This is a genomic window from Polaromonas sp., assembly GCF_039932935.1.
Lineage (GTDB): Bacteria > Pseudomonadota > Gammaproteobacteria > Burkholderiales > Burkholderiaceae_C > Polaromonas.
Genome location: NZ_JBDTPB010000044.1, coordinates 1 through 16,261, shown reverse-complemented (window position 1 = coordinate 16,261; position 16,261 = coordinate 1). Strand labels below are relative to the sequence as shown.

Genomic DNA, 16,261 nt, shown 5'->3' with positions numbered 1-16,261 from the left:
ACGGTTCGGTTGACGCTCATTTTCCGGTCAAGACCGCAGGATTGAGCGGCGTCAGCGGTTTCTTGCCGCCAAAAAACGCGATCAGGTTGTCGGCGGCCAGGCTGGCCATGGCCAGGCGCGTGGGAATGGTGGCGCTGGCGATGTGCGGCGTCAGGACCACGTTGGGCACCGTGAGAAAATCCGGGTGTACCTTGGGCTCGCCTTCGAACACGTCCAGCCCGGCGGCCGCGATGCGTTTGTCCTTCAGCGCGACAGCCAGCGCGGCGTCGTCGACGATGCCGCCGCGCGCGATGTTGATCAGGTTGGCAGTGGGTTTCATCAAGGCCAGCTCCGCCGCGCCGATGGCATGGTGAGAGGCGGCCGAGTAAGGCACCACCAGCACGAGGTGGTCAGCCGTCTTGAGCAACTCGTCTTTGCCGACATAGCTGGCATTGCATTGCGCTTCCAGTGCGGCGTCCAGGCGCGAACGGTTGTGGTAAATCACTTTCATGCCGAAGCCATGGGCGCCGCGCCTGGCAATGCCCTGCCCGATGCGGCCCATGCCAAGAATGCCCAGCGTGGAGCCGTGGATGTCGGAGCCGGCGAACATGTCAAAGCTCCATTTGGTCCATTTGCCGGCGCGCAGGTAATGCTCGCTCTCGGTGACGCGCCGGGCCGTGGCCATCAACAGCGCAAAACCGAAATCGGCCGTGGTTTCAGTCAACACATCGGGCGCATTGGTGGCGAGGACTCCGGCTGCGGTCATCGCATCCAGGTCGAAGTTGTTGTAGCCCACCGCCATGTTGGCGCAGATCTTCAGGTCGGGGCACGCCGCGAGCACCTCGGCATCAATCCGGTCGCCACCCGTGGTGAAAGCGCCCTCCTTGCCCTTCAATCGCTCCGTCAGCTGCGCCTTGGACCAGGTCTCGTCCTTCTGGTTGGACTCGACGTCGAAATGCTGCTCCAGACGGGCGATGACTTCAGGAAAAACCGCGCGTGCAACAAGAATTTTGGGTTTGCTCATGAGAAAGATGCTTTCCTTACTTGAACCAGATGAAGGTCATGATGATGAACAGCGGTACCAGGATGGAACAGGACCACGCCATGTAGCCGAAAAAGCCCGGCATCTTGATGCCGCGGTCTTCTGCGATGGCCTTGACCATAAGGTTGGGTGCGTTGCCGATGTAGGTGTTTGCGCCCATGAACACGGCGCCCGCTGATACTGCGGCCAGTGTGGGCGCCAACGTGGTCATCAAGGTGGCCGGGTCCCCTCCTGCCGTATTGAAGAACACCAGGTAGGTCGGCGCATTGTCGAGAAAAGAACTCAGAAAGCCCGTGGCCCAGAAATACATGGTGGGGTCGGGCTGCCCGTCGGGCCGCGTCACGGCAGACACCACCGCGCCAAAAGGTCCGTTGACGCCCGCCTTCAGCATCGCAATTACGGGAATGATCGTGAGGAAAATGCCAGCAAACAATTTAGCCACTTCAATCATCGGGCCCCACGAAAACTGGTTGTCATCGTGTACGGATTTCGCCGTGATCTTGAGTGAGATCCAGGTGACCGCCACCAGTCCGACATCACGCACCAGGCCGGGCAGGCCGACTTCGGTGCCCATGACATGGAAGGACAATGGCGACTTCCAGAACCCGCTGAGCAGCACCAGCGCCACCACGGCGCCAAGCAGCACGAAATTCGCCGCGCCGTCAAAACCAAAGCGCCGGGTATCGGGGGTCGGGTCGACCGGCAACACGCCTTCCCGGCGGAAAAACCAGCTGTCCAGCGCATAGAAGATGGCAAGCAGGCTACCTACCAGAAAAAGCGTTTCCGGAAATATCTGTTTAACCGTCCAGAAAAAGTCAACACCCTTCAAAAAGCCCAGGAACAAGGGTGGGTCACCCAACGGAGTGAGTGAACCGCCGGCATTGGACACAATGAAAATGAAAAACACCACCACATGGGCTTTGTGCACGCGGTTGTCGTTGGCCCGGATCAGGGGTCTGAGCATCAACATCGACGCACCGGTGGTCCCCATAAAGCTCGCCAGCACGGCGCCAATGGCCAGAATCGCAATGTTCAGGGCCGGACTGCCGTGCAAGTTTCCGCGGATATGAATGCCCCCGGCCACCGTGAACAGTGCAACCAACAGCACGATAAAAGGGATGTATTCGGCCAGCAGTGCGTGCACCAGACTGACAAAAGCGGCAGAGCCACCGTATTGCACGGCAAATGGCACAAAAAAAGCCAGCGCCCACGCTGCAGCAACCTTGCCGTAGTGGTGATGCCAAAACGAAGGCGCCATCAGCGGCATCAGTGCAATTGACAGCAAAATGCCGGCAAACGGCACCGCCCACAGGGCTGACAGCCGGCTTCCGTCCAGTTCAGCGGCAAACGAGAGGCTTGGCAATACAAAAAGCAGCGCCAGCACCACCCATCGTTGTGGAGTTTTCATCATGTCCCGGTTTCCTCTTGATCGTTACGCGTCCATGCGAGGCATGGCCATCAGACTGGTGAAAGTCATTCAATCTCGAACACCTGCCGCAGATACGCCAGGTATTTTTCGTCGTCGCACATGTTCTTGGAGGGCGTGTCCGACAGCTTGGCCACAGGTTGCCCATTGCAACGGACCATCTTGATCACAATTTGCAGCGGCTCATACCCGAGGTCATTGGTCAGATTGGTCCCGATACCAAAGGCCAACTGGCAGCGTCCCTTGAACTGCTGGTAGAGCTCGATGGTGCGCGGCACGGTGAGTCCGTCGCTGAAAATCAGCGTCTTGGTTTTGGGATCGACCCGGTTCATCATGTAGTGCGCAATCATTCGCTCACCCCATTGAAAAGGGTCTCCGCTGTCGTGGCGCGCCCCGTCGAACAGCTTGCAGAAATACATGTCGAAATCGCGCAGAAACGCGTTCATGCCGTAGACGTCCGACAGTGCGATGCCGAGGTCGCCGCGGTACTCCCTGGCCCATGACTCAAAGCCGAAGACCTGGCTGTCGCGCAGACGCGGCCCCAGTGCCTGGCAGGCCTGCAGGTACTCATGCGCCATGGTGCCCAACGGCGTCAAGCCCAGCTTCATGGCGAACAACACGTTGCTGGTGCCGGCCAGCTGGCCCGTCGGGCCTGTGCCCAGGCGTGTCACCAGCGTGCGCAACACTTCTTCGTGCCAGGCCTTTCCAAACCGCCGGCGCGTGCCGTAATCGGCGATCTTCAGCGCGCCCAGGCCATCGGCCTGCAGCTCGGCGATCTTGGTGTCCAGCCGTTGCCGACCTTCCTTGATATCGGCCTTTTTCTGCGTGTTGCGAAAGTAGACCTCGTTGATGATGGCGAGCACCGGAATTTCAAACAGGATGGTGTGCAGCCAGGGGCCTTTGATGGACACCTCGATTTCGCCGGACGGCAATGCGCTGACGCTGACGTATTTTTCATTGAGGCGAAAGATGCCCAGGAAATCCACAAAGTCGCTCTTGATAAAGCGCATTGCCTTGAGGTAGGCCAGCTCTGCGTCCTGAAAGCGCAGGCTGCACAAGCCACGTATTTCCTCGCGGATTTCGGTCACATAAGGCGCGAGATCGCCAATGCCCGATGCGCCGGCATTGCGGCATTTGAACCTGTACTCCACCTCCGCACCGGGAAACTGGTGCAACACCACCTGCATCATGGTGAACTTGTACAGGTCGGTGTCGAGCAGGCTGGTGATGATCATGGAGAACGCTTGGAGGCCGCGGCGCAGCAACGCCTTGGTGGTTAATCAAATGAGCAGCCCGTCGCACACCCTGTGCATTGGGGTTCTTCAACTCGCGCTAATTCAGGTGCCCAAAAAATCCACTTCAAACAGCAAGGTGGCGTTCGGTGGAATCACACCGCCGGCGCCGCGCGCACCGTAGCCCAGTTCTGCCGGGATGATCAGGCGACGCGTGCCGCCGACCGACATGCCCTGCACGCCCTCGTCCCAGCCCTTGATAACCTGGCCGGCACCCAGAGAAAACTCGAAGGGCTGACCGCGGTCCTTGCTGGAGTCGAATTTGGCACCCTGGGTACCGTTGTTGTAGAGCCAGCCGGTGTAATGCACCTTGACATGCTGCCCCGCCTTGGCGATGGCACCGGTGCCCAGCACCGTATCTTCGTATTGCAGGCCGGAAGGAGTGGTGGTGAGAGTCATGATGAGGTCCTTCTAAAGCAGGTGAAACAAAAAAAACATTGCCCAAGCGGGCGAAAAGGAATCGCGTCTTTTCGCGAATCCCTGACTTTACCCGCAACGCCTAAACCAGCAGGCGCGTGCGGGGATGCAGCAGCGCCGCTTCTAGTCAAGCCATGTGGTGAATTCGGAGGCCGGCACCCGCGGCGTACGGAAGGTGTTGACGAGTGCCGTTTCGTCGGCATAACCCAGCGCCATGCCGCATACCAGCATCTCGCCATCACCCGCGCCGATATGCGGCAGGATGATTTTGGCAAAGCCGTTCCAGGCCGCTTGTGGGCAGGTGTGCAGGCCGAGGCCGCGGGCGGCGACCATGAGGCTCTGCATGAACATGCCGTAGTCCACCAGCGACCCGCGGCCCATCACGCGGTCCAGCGTGAACATCAAACCCACCGGCGCATCGAACAACTGGAAATTGCGTTGATGCTGCGCATGCATCTTGTCTTTGTCGCCCTTGGTGATGCCCAACAGGCCATAGAGACCCCAGCCGTTTTCGCGGCGGCGGTCTATGTAGGGCGAGACCCACTGCTCAGGGTAATAATCGTATTCCTCCTTGTATTCAGCCGCCAGTGCGGGGTTGGCCCGCAGGGCGTCGTGCGCATCGCAGACCTTGCTCACCAGTTGATCCCGGCTGGTGCCTTGCAACACATAGGCCTTCCAGGGCTGCGTGTTGGTGCCCGAGGGCGCACGGCTGGCAACTTCCAGCAGGTGGGCTATGCTTTCGCGCGGCACCGATTGGGGTAAAAACTGGCGGATTGACTGACGGCTCACGATGGCTTCGTCCACCGCATTTCGCGCATCGCCCGCGCGGCGCGGGGTGATATAGGGAAGCACGGGCGGTGCCAGGGTCATTGCAAGGTCTCCAGTACAGAAAGCAGTTCGGGGGGCAGCGGCGCTGGCCTGCGCGTGGCACGGTCGACGTACACATGAATGAAATGGCCCCGGGCCGCGCACAGCGCACCCTCGTCGCCGGGAAACAGGGCCACTTCGTAGCGCACGCTGGAAGAGCCCACATGCGCCACGCGGATGCCCGCAACGACAGGCTCCGGAAAAGCCAGCGGCGCAAAGTAGTTGCACTGGGTTTCGATCACCAGGCCGATCACGCTGCCGCTGTGGATGTCGATGGCTCCGCGTTCAATCAGGAGACCGTTAACGGCGGTATCAAACCAGCTGTAGTAAACAACGTTGTTGACGTGGCCGTAAACATCGTTGTCGGACCAACGGGTGCCGATGTCACGAAAAGCTTTGTAGGCGCTACGGGCTTCAGCCTGCGGGCGTGTCGGGGAGGTCATGAGGGCCTATTTTGCCAGCGTGAACCGCGCCGGGCCGGCGGCGAATCGTGGGAGCGCCCGGTGACCTGATCGGAAGCGGCTCACGCCCCAGCAACTCGGGCAGCCGGTTGGGTGAAGGCATGTTGTCCCGCTGCAGCAAAATCCAGTGTCCGTATGAGAAGGGTGAAAAGTGCAGCGCGTCGCACACATGTGCGCCCAGGCGGGCCGCCCAGTTGGGCAACGGAATCTGCAGCGCGCGGGTGCCGGTGTAGTCTGCGCGAAGCTCACGCAGGTATTCGGCATAGCCATAACGGCGCGTGCCACCGAGCTCCACCTCACGATGACTGGCCAGCGAAGGAAGAGCCGCCAGCGCGGCGAACGCTTGCCCAAGATCGGTGGCGGCCATTGCCGCGATGCCACCGCGCGCGCCGCGAGGGATGAATTGAATCGGCGAGCGCGACAAGCCGCGCAGCCAGCGAGCGCCAAAGCCCCCTTCGCCGTCCAGCAAAGAAGGACGCACGATGGCGTAGTCGCCGCCGGAAGCCTCAATGGCGTATTCGCCAAGCAGCTTGCTGGACAGGAAGCGGCTTTGGGCACCTTCGTGCAGTGCCAGGGCGGAGGTATGGATAAGCTTTATGCCGGCGCCGGCGCACGCGACGGCCAGCGCCGCCGGCGCGCGGTGGTGCACGTCGTCATAAGACTCATTCGGCCGCTGGCGCAGGATGCCCACGCAGTTGACAACCACATCCACATCTTTCAACAAGGGCGCCCAGGCATCGGGATGCAACAACTGCTCGAACCGGGCAAGGCGCAAAACAGCAAAGGGATAGTTGCTTTCGTGACGCTCGGGATGGCGGCTGCCTATCGAGACCTGCGTGCCCGAAGCATGCAACGCCGCCACGGCGTGGCGGCCAATGAAGCCGGTACCGCCCAGCACCAGGACACGGAGGGCTCGGGCAGAAGCGTTTTGCGAAGAGTCTGCAGGGTCAGGCAACGGCATGTTTTGCTGCTTCTTATGATTTTTTATGTGGGCTGCACAGAGGCCAAGGCAATGTAGCAGCAATTTCCTGCAAACCCCTTCGATGGCAGTCGCTATGGGTTCCAGCGCTTCCAGTATTCGAGCGCCACCCGATAGGTGTTCATCTGCACCTGCACGGTTTCATCAATGTTCACGCCATAGCCACCCGCCATCGAAAACGCCAGCGGAATGCGGCGTTGCCAGGCCCAGTCAAAGACGCGCCGGTCACGCGCCTCCAGGCCGTCGAAGCTCAGGGCCAGGCGGCCCAGTCGATCGCCTTCGTAGGGATCAGCGCCCGCCAGGAACAGCAACAACCCTGGCTCGAAACGCCGCTCCAGCTCGTCGAGCGCATGCTCCAGCGCCTGCAGGTAAGCCGCGTCACCGCAGCCGTCTGGCAAGTCCACGTCAAGGTCGCTGGCCTCCTTGCGAAACGGGAAGTTCTTCTGCCCGTGCAATGAAAGCGTGAACACGCTGTGGTCGCCCCGGAAAATACTGGCCGTGCCATTGCCCTGGTGTACATCGAGATCAACAATGGCGACCTGCAGCGGCCGGCGCTCATGGCGGTGCTGCCGCGCCCACTCCGCCTGCATCAGCCTGGCGGCCACCGCCGCGTCATTGAAGACGCAAAACCCCCCGCCCTTGTCGGCATAGGAATGATGGGTTCCGCCCGCCAGATTGGCGGCGACGCCCTCGCCCTTTCGGCTCGCGGCTCCTATCGCCACGCGGGCCGCCGCGATGGTGGCGCCCGCGGAGCGCCGGGCCCGTTCCGCCATGCCCGGACTCCAGGGAAAGCCGATTTCACGCTGCGCCGCGGCAGGCAAGCAGCCATGGGCAATGGCATCTACATAACCCGGCGTGTGAACGAGGGCCAGCTCGCCGTCTGTGGCGGCAGGCGCCTGCGTCATTCGAACAGCGGGTAGTTCGTTGACCAGGCGGTCGCGCAGCAGCCGGTACTTGGCCATGGGAAACCGGTGCCCCGGCGGCAGCGGCAATACAAAGTTGTCGGCGTAGAAAGCTTGCAATGCGATTCCGAAGAAGGGTTATTCGATTTGGCTACAGATCAGAGGTGAGACATGTAGTACCTCAACTGCGCCTACGGGGCAAATTGAGTACTTTTCAAGCAATTTTTACAGAGGCAAATAGGGCCTGGCCCCTAAAATGCTGCACTGCAACAAAAATCACTTGCAATGCTCTGGCCAATCCCTATACTTAGGGTCATGTTGCAGTGCAGCAATACAGCGCAAAGCAACTACTGACCGACAACTTACCAACCTATATTTGGAGATTCATTATGCTGACCGCTGAACAAATCCTTGCATCGCACAAAGCCAACATCGAAACCCTGTTTGGTCTGACCCACAAAGCCTTTGAAGGCGTTGAAAAACTGGTCGAACTGAACGTACAAGCCACCAAAGCCGCTCTGGCCGAAACCGCCAACCACGCACAAGCCGTGATGGGCGTGAAAGACGCACAAGAACTGATGGCCCTGCAAGCCGGCCTGGTCCAGCCCCTGGCTGAAAAAACCGCCGCCTACAGCCGTCACCTGTATGACATCGCTTCGGCTGCCGGCGCCGACCTCGGCAAAACCTTTGAAGCCCAGACCTCTGACGCACAGAAGAAATTCGTGGGCTTGGTCGACAACGCTTCCAAGAACGCACCGGCTGGTTCCGAAACCGCTGTGGCTGTGATGAAGAGCGCCGTCGCTGCTGCGAACAACGCTTTCGAATCCATGCAAAAGGCCGTCAAACAAGCCAGCGAAATGGCTGAAGCCAACTTCAACACGGTGGCTGCATCCGCAGTCAGCGCAACCAAGACGGCATCCAAAAAGCGTTAATTTTCATCTACCGCTCCCGTGCATACGGGAACGGCCGGAGCCTGAAACCGGAATCCTGTTCAACAGGATTCCAGACCCCTTGTCTCCTCGGATCCGTTCGAATTCATTTCATGGATCCAGTTAAGCCCAATCGCAAGATTGGGCTTTTTTTTGCCTTGGCGCATCTGGCTTTAAGCCATTTTGGCGGTCTGCCCAATAAGGCCGGGCGCAAGCAGCTATCAAAACAATAGCAACTACCTCGGCAACCCCATCCCCGCCGCTGCCAGTTTTGCCCTCAGTTGCGGCAGCGCCGCCAACATGGCCGCCCGGCCTGAATCGATGGCGCGCTGCCTCGCCGAGAAGTCGGCACTTTTCAAACCCGTGAGCGAGGGCCGGACCACCACGTCGGCATCCTTGAGCTCGTACTGGTTGATGCTTTTGCCCATGATGGCAAAAGTCTGCAAAAGGATTTGCAGCGTATCGCCGGCCGGGTTGGCTTCAGGCGGGCTGGAAATGTCGACGGCAATTACCACGTCCGCTCCCATCTGCCGCGCAAAACGCACCGGCACCGGCGAGACCAGTCCACCATCGACATACTCGCGGCCACTGATCTTGACGGGCACAAACACCGCCGGCACCGCGCTGGACGCGCGCACCGCCGTGCCGGTATCGCCGCGCTGGAACAACACTGCCTGGCCGCTGTTGAGGTCGGTGGCCACAATCCCCAGCGGAATCGCCATGTTTTCCATCAATCGGTTAGCCACCAGCTCGTTGACATAGCGGGCCAAGGCATCGCCGCGAAACATGCCGCGGCCGATGATGGGCAGCATCCAGTCGGTAATGGCGACCTCTTCCATGTTCAGCGCAGTCTGCTGCAGCTGCGCGCTGGTCTTGCCGCTGGCATACAGTGCCGCCACCAGGCTACCGGCCGATGTGCCAACCACCAGTTGCGGCTTGAGCCCGGCCTCCTCGAGCACGGCGATCACGCCGACATGCGCGAAGCCGCGCGCGGCCCCGCCGCCCAAGGCGAGACCGATACGCACCGGCTTTCTGGCAGCCTCCGACGGCGGCGCCGCAACGGGCGCACCCGGAACGATGGGCGACGTGACGCAGCCAGCCAGCAACGTCAGAGCCGTCACCAGGCCAAGCCTGGACAGCCACTTCCGCCCCCGCGAAGGCTTGCGCCACGTAGGGGAACTAGCAAGAATGATTCTTATTTGATTTATCATGGCCGGGCTTCAAAATACCAGTGGAAAGTTATGTACAAAAAAATGATTCTCTCGTCGCTGATGCTGCTGGCCGGCTTCGCTTCGGCGCAGGAACAAGTAGTTAACTTGTATTCTGCCCGCCATTACCAGACGGACGAGAAGCTCTACAGCGACTTCACCAAAGCCACCGGTATCAAAGTCAACCGCGTGGACGCCGACGACGCCGGCATTCTGGCCCGCCTCAAAGCTGAAGGCGCTGCCTCTCCCGCCGACGTGATTTTGCTGGTGGACGCCGCCCGCCTCTGGAAGGGCGACGTGGACGGCCTGTTCAAACCGATCAGATCACCGGCCCTGGAAGCCGCCATTCCGGCCAAGCTGCGCGCCAAGGAAACCGCCGAAGGCACGACCTGGTTTGGCTTCTCCACACGCGCGCGTGTTGTGGTCTACGACAAACTCAAGGTCAAAAAGGCCGACGTGGACACCTACGAAGAGCTGGCCGACCCGAAGAACAAAGGCCTGCTGTGCACACGTTCGGGCGCGCACCCCTACAACCTGTCGCTGTTCGGCGCCGTGACGGAACACCTGGGCGAAGCCAAGGCCGAGCAGTGGCTCAAGGGCATGGTCGCCAACATGGCGCGCGACCCCAAGGGCGGCGACAGCGACCAGATCAAAGCCGTGGCCAGCGGCGAATGCGGCATTGCGCTGACCAACACCTATTACCTGGCGCGCATCATGCGTTCCAATGCGCCTGACGACAAAGTCGTTGCCGACCGCGTCGGCGTGGTGTTTCCCAACCAGGACAGCTGGGGCACACACGTGAACATCGCCGGCGCCGCCGTGGCCAAGAACGCCAAGAACACGGCTAACGCCATCAAGTTCATGGAATACCTGGCCAGCCCCAGTGCGCAGGAATACTTCGCCAACGGCAACAACGAATGGCCTGCCGTTCCAGGCCTGGCAGTCAGCAATCCGGCGCTCAAGGCCATGACCTCGTCGGGCAATGGCAGCTTCAAGTCGGAAACCATTCCGATCAGCGCCGTGGGCAACAACCAGCTCAAGGTGCAGCAGATGCTGGACCGCGTGGGCTACAAATAAGGCAGCACCTCACATTGATGAAAAGCCCGGCCGCCGACAGGCGCCGGGTTTTTTTCATGCGCCACTCATGCGCCATAATTGACGTTTACGTTAACGTCACCTAAAACCGTCATGCAGCAAGTCCCGTTTGCCCATCAGCACAGGCGTTCACGCAGGTCCTTCAAACTCTTCTGACTCATTTCATCAAGGAACACCATGGATATCGCAGGCAAAGTATTTATCGTCACCGGCGGCGCATCGGGCCTGGGTGAAGGCACGGCGCGCATGCTGGTGGCCAATGGCGCGAAAGTCGTCATCGCCGACATGCAGGCCGACAAAGGCGAAGCCATCGCCAAAGAGCTGGGCGAAGGCAAAGCCGCTTTCGTCAAGTGCGACGTGAGTCAGGAAGCCGACGGCCAGGCCGTGGTGGCCAAGGCTGTCGCCATGGGCAAGCTGATGGGTCTCGTGAACTGCGCCGGCATTGCGCCCGCCGAGAAGACCGTGGGTAAGAACGGCGCGCACGGCCTGGCCGCTTTCAGCAAGACCGTCACCGTCAACCTGATCGGCAGCTTCAACATGATCCGCCTGGCAGCCGACGCCATGTGCAAGAACGAGCCTGAATCCACCGGCGAGCGCGGCGTGCTGATTTCCACCGCCTCCGTCGCGGCTTACGACGGCCAGATCGGCCAGGCTGCCTACAGCGCCTCCAAGGGCGGCATCGTCGGCATGACCCTGCCCATCGCCCGCGACCTGGCGCGCAACGGCATCCGCAACATGACCATCGCTCCCGGCATCTTCGGCACGCCCATGCTGTTCGGCATGCCGCAGGAAGTGCAGGACTCGTTGGCGGCAGGCGTCCCCTTCCCGTCGCGCCTGGGTACGCCGCAAGACTACGCCAAGCTGGCCAAGCACATCATCGAAAACGACATGCTCAACGGCGAAGTGATTCGCCTTGACGGCGCGATCCGCCTGGCACCGCGCTAAGCGACACGAAACCGCACGCAGCAGTTTCAGGCTGCCGGCGGATGTAACGCTGCCAGCCGCTCGGTCACCTGCGCTGAAAGCCGCTCAATCACCTCGTTCACACGCGCAGGCACATAGTGCCGGCTCGGCACAACGGCATACAGCGGCGCCGGTTCTCCGAGGTGCCCCGCAAACAGGCGCACCAGTTCGCCGCCGGCCAAAGAGGCCATGAGGTCGATCTCGGACTGGTAGACAATGCCCCGCCCCTCCAGTGCCCACTGCAACGCAATCGACGCGTCGTTGCAGGCCAGCGGCCCTGCCACGCGCACCTGAAAGGGCGCACTGGCTTCTCCCTGCAATTCAAACTGCCACTGGTCTTGCCGCCGCTCGCGCACATGACAAACCAGGCAGTCGTGTTGCGCGAGCTCGCAAGGCACCTGTGGCGTACCTCGGCGCGCCAGGTAATCGGGGCTGGCGCAGGCCACGCGCCGGGCCGGCGCCAGCAGGCGCGCCGAATGCGTCGAATCCATCAAAGGGCCGTTGCGAAGCGCGATGTCTATGCCTTCGCGCACCAGGTCCACGCGCGCATCGCTGATCTGCAGGTCAATTTCAATGCCGGGATGGATGCTGGCAAATTCAGCCAGCCAATACGCCAGCATTTCACGGGCCAGCATGGCGGTGGCGGTGATCCGAATGTTGCCCGTCAGGCCGAACGTGCCGGCACGCACCTTGGCCTGCCCTTCAGACACCAGTTCGAGCGCACGGCGCGCATGGTCGACCATGACAGCACCCTCGGCCGTGGGCCGCACCACACGCGTGGTGCGCTCGAAGAGACGCACACCCAGCGAGGTTTCCAGCCGCTTGATCGCCGCGCTGACTGCCGCCGTGGACAGCCGGCAGCGTTTGCCCGCACCCGTGAGGCTGCCGGTTTCTGCGGTGGCGAGCAGCACGCGCAACGTATCGAGATTGTCAAATTCCATGGAAGAGTGATTTCTCCGAAACGCCATTGTGGGGCGAAGGGGCGCTCGATATATTTGCCAACGGGCATCAGAACCTGTTCAAGCCCCATGACGCCATCACGACATTCAAGGATATCCCATGAGACACGCCTTCCCGGCGCTGGCAGCCACCACGCTGCTCGCCGCCTGCGCCAGCAGCCCCACCGCGTTCAACTACCAGGTCCCTGCCGATGAGGTGGCGCGCGGCACCAAGTACATGCAACCCGAAGGCTCCTCGGGCTTCACGCCCAAACCGGGCTGGGCGACGAAGACCTTCGCGGTGGCGGCTGCCAACCCGCTGGCCACCGACGCGGGCTACCAGGTGCTCAAGGCCGGGGGTTCAGCCATCGACGCGGCGATTGCCGTGCAAATGGTGCTCGCGCTGGTAGAACCGCAATCGAGCGGCATAGGCGGCGGCGCATTTTTGCTGCATGCCAGCGGAGGCAAGGTCGAAGCCTTTGACGGCCGCGAAACGGCACCCGCTGCGGCAGATGAAAAACTGTTCATCGGCGCCGACGGCAAACCCATGGCGTTTTACGACGGCGTGGTCGGTGGCCGTTCCGTCGGTACGCCGGGTACCGTGCGCATGCTGGAAATGGCCCACAAGCAATACGGGCGCCTGCCGTGGGCCCAGTTGTTTGTGCCGGCCATCCAGCTCGCCGAAGGAGGCTTCAAGGTCAGCCCGCGGCTCAATACCTTGCTCAAGGGCGAAGTGCATCTGAAGAAAGACGCCACCGCCGCGGCCTACTTCTACAAGGCCGATGGCAACCCCATCGATGCGGGCTCTGTATTGCGCAACCCGGCGCTGGCCGACGTGCTTCGGCAAATCGCAGCAAAAGGATCCAGTGCGCTACTCGAGGGCAAGGTCGCGCAAGCCATCGTCACCAAGGTGCAGGGCCACGCCAACAACCCCGGCAAGCTGGCCATGGGTGACCTGGCCGGTTACCAGCCCAAAAAGCGTGACCCGATCTGTTCAGACTACAACGCGGCCGGCAAGGCCTACCGCCTCTGCGGCATGCCACCGCCCAGTTCGGGGGCGATTGCGGTTGCTCAAATCCTGGGCATCCTGAACAACACGCCTGCCGCCACGCTGGGCCTGGTGACCGGCACCGGCGGCGTTCCGGGCACAGTCTCGCCAACTCCTTCTGCCGACTGGCTGCACCTGTACACCGAGGCCTCGCGCCTCGCGTTCGCAGACCGCGCCCAATACCTGGGCGACCCCGACTTTGTACAGGCGCCTGGCGGCAACTGGATGAGCCTGCTGGATCCCGCTTACCTGAGCGAGCGCGCCAAACTGATCCAGCCCACCGGTCCCAGCATGAAGACCGCCAAACCGGGCGTTCCCGGCGCCGTCAAGACGGCCTACGCCCCGATGCCCGACCAACCCGAGTACGGCACCTCGCATATCAGCATCATCGACGGCTACGGCAATGCGATCGCCATGACCACGACGATTGAAGACCAGTTCGGCTCGCGCCTGATGACCGATGGCGGCACCGACAAGGCCGGCGGCTTTTTGTTGAACAACGAACTCACCGACTTCAGCTTCGCGCCGGCAGACGCAGAAGGCAAACCCGTGGCCAACCGCGTGCAGGCCGGCAAACGCCCCCGCTCGTCGATGGCGCCCACGCTGGTGTTTGACAAAGCCTCAGGGCAGCTCGTCATGAGCGGCGGCAGCCCCGGCGGCGCGCTCATCATCCACTTCACGGCCAAAACGCTTTACGGCACGCTGAACTGGAGCCTGAACGCCCAGCAGGCGATCGACCTGCCCAACTTCGCATCGCTTAACGGCCCGAGCATCCTGGAAGAAAAGCGCTTTTCACCCGCAACGGTCGAAGCGCTGCGAAGCCGCGGCGCCGAAGTGCGTGAGCAGACCATGACCAGCGGCCTGCAAGCCATCCAGAAAACGCCTCAGGGCTTCTTCGGCGGCGCCGACCCGCGTCGTGAAGGGCTGGTGCTGGGGGACTAGCTAGCCCAGCCGCATGGGCTTGGCAGGCTGGTCCTGCCGGGCCGTGCCCAGGCGCTCATATTCTGAAATCACCTGCGCGCCAAGCAGCAGCAAGGTGGCCGCCACTTCCAGACTCAACAGTACCAGGATGGAAGTGGTGAGTGAGCCATACACCAGGCCGACTTGCGACAGCGTGGAGAAGTACCAAACAAGAAGGTGGCGCGTCAGCTCCCAGAGCAGCGCGGCGGTCACGCCGCCCAGCAGCGCGTGCCGCCATTGCAGACGGCCCACTGGCATCACCATGTACAGCGAGGTCAGCAGAAGTATCTCGCCCGCCAGGCCCAGCAGGTACAGCAGCGCGCCGGAAAACCCGCTGAGCGACCATTCCAGACCCAGGAAGTCCACGCTTTTTTCACCGAGCGCCTGCAGGCTGCCCGAGACCAGCGTGACCAGCAACAAGCCCAAGCCCACGGACAGGATGTAGCAATAGGGCAAAACGGCAGACACCAGCATGTGGCGGCGGCGAATCGCCACGCGGTGCAAAAAGATAACCGACATGGCGTTTTCCAGTACCGTGAAAGCCAGCGAACTGAAAAACAGCATGGTGGCCAGCAGCACCCAGCCCATCACTTCGCGGTGCGCCAGGAAGTTGGCCAGCTCCGACGTGATGAAACCGCCCTGTCCGGGCGCGAGCCAGCCGATGTAGCGCCCCAGCGCCTGCAGCAACGCGTCCTGGTCAATCACATGCGACAGCGCAATCGCGACGAGGATCAGCAGCGGCACGATGGACAGCAGCGCGTAATAGGCGACCGCACCGGCCAGCAGCAGGCCCTGGTTGGCGCGAAAGCCCTTGAGCACCCGAAGCGTGAAAGCGCCCGGATGGCTGAAGACATAGGCAAGGTTGGGGGCAAGCGTCATTGAAAAGCCCCGCTGCGGGGCTGCAAGGAAAAGCTCATTATGAAAAGCTGCCGCGGCGCCCACTGCCTCCAGATGGCGCCAATGCGTGTCAGCCCAGCACCCATGAACGCCGGGGGCTATCAGGGTGTGAGTCGCCTCCGCCCGGGACGCGTGTGCTAAATTGACCCCCCTCTTTCCACCCCATGGCCATTCCCTCATCATTCATCCAGGAGCTGCTCGCGCGAGCCGATATCGTCGATATCGTGGGCCGCCATGTGCAACTCAAGAAAGGCGGCGCCAACTTCATGGGGCTGTGCCCCTTCCACGGTGAAAAATCACCCTCTTTCTCGGTCAGCCCGACCAAGCAGTTCTATCACTGCTTTGGCTGCGGTGTCAGCGGGGATGCGATCAAGTTCATGACGGAATACGGTGGCATGACGTTTATTGAGGCAGTGAAAGACCTGTCGCAACAATACGGCCTGCAGGTGCCTGAAGACGATGTCTCGCCGCAAGACCGCGCCCGCGCCGCCCAGATGCGCGAGCAGCAGGCCACGCTCACCAGCGTGCTTGAAAAAGCTGGCGCCGCCTACATCAAGGCCCTGCGCAACTCCGAGCGCGCCATCGACTACTTCAAGGGCCGCGGCGTTTCGGGCGAAGTTGCCAAGACATTTGGCTTGGGCTATGCGCCTGAAGGCTGGCGCAGCCTGGCCAGCGTCTTTCCGGATTACAACGACCCGCTGCTGGTGGAGAGCGGCCTGGTCATCACCGGAGAGCCCGGCGAAGAAAACGCTGCCGGTGAAGCCAAACGCTATGACCGTTTTCGTGACCGGGTCATGTTCCCCATCCGCAACGTCAAGGGCGAATGCATAGGCTTTGGCGGCCGTGTGCTGGGCGACG

The 16,261-nt window shown here is 61.6% G+C and carries 16 protein-coding genes; 5 read left to right on the top strand and 11 right to left on the bottom strand.

The window, feature by feature from the left end; all coding sequences use genetic code 11:
• Positions 1-16: 16 nt before the first annotated feature.
• The 8 genes from ABI546_RS07890 to ABI546_RS07855 all read right to left on the bottom strand — a co-directional run bounded on the left by ABI546_RS07890 (position 17) and on the right by ABI546_RS07855 (position 7,485).
• On the bottom strand, positions 17-1,003 hold the full coding sequence (locus tag ABI546_RS07890; RefSeq protein ID WP_348045792.1) for a D-glycerate dehydrogenase: 987 nt from the start codon (positions 1,001-1,003) through the stop codon (positions 17-19).
• Between the two features lie 16 nt (positions 1,004-1,019).
• Positions 1,020-2,429: a sodium:proton antiporter gene (locus ABI546_RS07885; RefSeq protein ID WP_348045869.1), complete on the bottom strand. Its 1,410-nt coding sequence runs from the start codon at positions 2,427-2,429 to the stop codon at positions 1,020-1,022.
• Between the two features lie 65 nt (positions 2,430-2,494).
• Positions 2,495-3,682: a nicotinate phosphoribosyltransferase gene (pncB, locus tag ABI546_RS07880; protein ID WP_348045790.1), complete on the bottom strand. Its 1,188-nt coding sequence runs from the start codon at positions 3,680-3,682 to the stop codon at positions 2,495-2,497.
• Between the two features lie 102 nt (positions 3,683-3,784).
• A complete protein-coding gene (locus ABI546_RS07875; RefSeq protein WP_348045788.1) occupies positions 3,785-4,138 on the bottom strand; it encodes an FKBP-type peptidyl-prolyl cis-trans isomerase in 354 nt (117 codons plus the stop codon).
• Between the two features lie 141 nt (positions 4,139-4,279).
• Positions 4,280-5,026, bottom strand: a complete 747-nt coding sequence (locus ABI546_RS07870; protein WP_348045786.1) for a nitroreductase — start codon at positions 5,024-5,026, stop codon at positions 4,280-4,282.
• On the bottom strand, positions 5,023-5,466 hold the full coding sequence (locus ABI546_RS07865) for a thioesterase family protein (RefSeq protein ID WP_348045784.1): 444 nt from the start codon (positions 5,464-5,466) through the stop codon (positions 5,023-5,025). Before ABI546_RS07865 ends, ABI546_RS07870 begins: the two co-directional genes overlap by 4 nt.
• Positions 5,438-6,445 carry an NAD(P)H-binding protein gene (locus ABI546_RS07860; protein WP_348045782.1) on the bottom strand — a complete coding sequence of 336 codons (1,008 nt, stop codon included), beginning with the start codon at positions 6,443-6,445 and terminating at the stop codon, positions 5,438-5,440. Before ABI546_RS07860 ends, ABI546_RS07865 begins: the two co-directional genes overlap by 29 nt.
• A 92-nt stretch (positions 6,446-6,537) precedes the next feature.
• Positions 6,538-7,485: a histone deacetylase gene (locus ABI546_RS07855; protein ID WP_348045780.1), complete on the bottom strand. Its 948-nt coding sequence runs from the start codon at positions 7,483-7,485 to the stop codon at positions 6,538-6,540.
• A gap of 266 nt (positions 7,486-7,751) precedes the next feature.
• On the opposite strand from ABI546_RS07855, the gene ABI546_RS07850 reads away from it, so the two are divergent.
• The gene (locus ABI546_RS07850; protein ID WP_348045867.1) at positions 7,752-8,297 is read left to right on the top strand and encodes a phasin family protein; all 546 of its coding nucleotides are present in this window, start codon (positions 7,752-7,754) and stop codon (positions 8,295-8,297) included.
• Positions 8,298-8,530: 233 nt separating this feature from the next.
• On the opposite strand, the gene ABI546_RS07845 is transcribed toward ABI546_RS07850, so the two are convergent.
• The gene (locus ABI546_RS07845; RefSeq protein ID WP_348045778.1) at positions 8,531-9,415 is read right to left on the bottom strand and encodes a patatin-like phospholipase family protein; all 885 of its coding nucleotides are present in this window, start codon (positions 9,413-9,415) and stop codon (positions 8,531-8,533) included.
• A 120-nt stretch (positions 9,416-9,535) separates the two neighbouring features.
• On the opposite strand from ABI546_RS07845, the gene ABI546_RS07840 reads away from it, so the two are divergent.
• Together ABI546_RS07840 and ABI546_RS07835 are read left to right on the top strand one after the other, a co-directional pair.
• Complete coding sequence (locus ABI546_RS07840) at positions 9,536-10,579, top strand: extracellular solute-binding protein (RefSeq protein WP_348045776.1); 1,044 nt, start codon at positions 9,536-9,538, stop codon at positions 10,577-10,579.
• Between the two features lie 195 nt (positions 10,580-10,774).
• A complete protein-coding gene (locus ABI546_RS07835; RefSeq protein WP_348045774.1) occupies positions 10,775-11,542 on the top strand; it encodes a 3-hydroxyacyl-CoA dehydrogenase in 768 nt (255 codons plus the stop codon).
• 26 nt (positions 11,543-11,568) lie between these two features.
• Here ABI546_RS07835 and ABI546_RS07830 read toward each other — a convergent pair whose 3' ends face one another.
• Complete coding sequence (locus tag ABI546_RS07830; RefSeq protein ID WP_348045772.1) at positions 11,569-12,501, bottom strand: LysR family transcriptional regulator; 933 nt, start codon at positions 12,499-12,501, stop codon at positions 11,569-11,571.
• 118 nt (positions 12,502-12,619) lie between these two features.
• Between ABI546_RS07830 and ggt the strand changes: the two genes are divergently transcribed.
• Complete coding sequence (gene ggt, locus ABI546_RS07825; RefSeq protein WP_348045770.1) at positions 12,620-14,488, top strand: gamma-glutamyltransferase; 1,869 nt, start codon at positions 12,620-12,622, stop codon at positions 14,486-14,488.
• Here the strand turns inward: ggt and ABI546_RS07820 are convergent, their stop codons facing one another.
• Positions 14,489-15,385, bottom strand: coding sequence for a YihY/virulence factor BrkB family protein (locus tag ABI546_RS07820; protein ID WP_348045768.1), 897 nt, complete (start codon positions 15,383-15,385; stop codon positions 14,489-14,491).
• 182 nt (positions 15,386-15,567) lie between these two features.
• On the opposite strand from ABI546_RS07820, the gene ABI546_RS07815 reads away from it, so the two are divergent.
• Positions 15,568-16,261 (top strand): CHC2 zinc finger domain-containing protein (locus tag ABI546_RS07815; protein WP_348045766.1); only part of this gene is annotated, 694 nt, incomplete at its 3' end.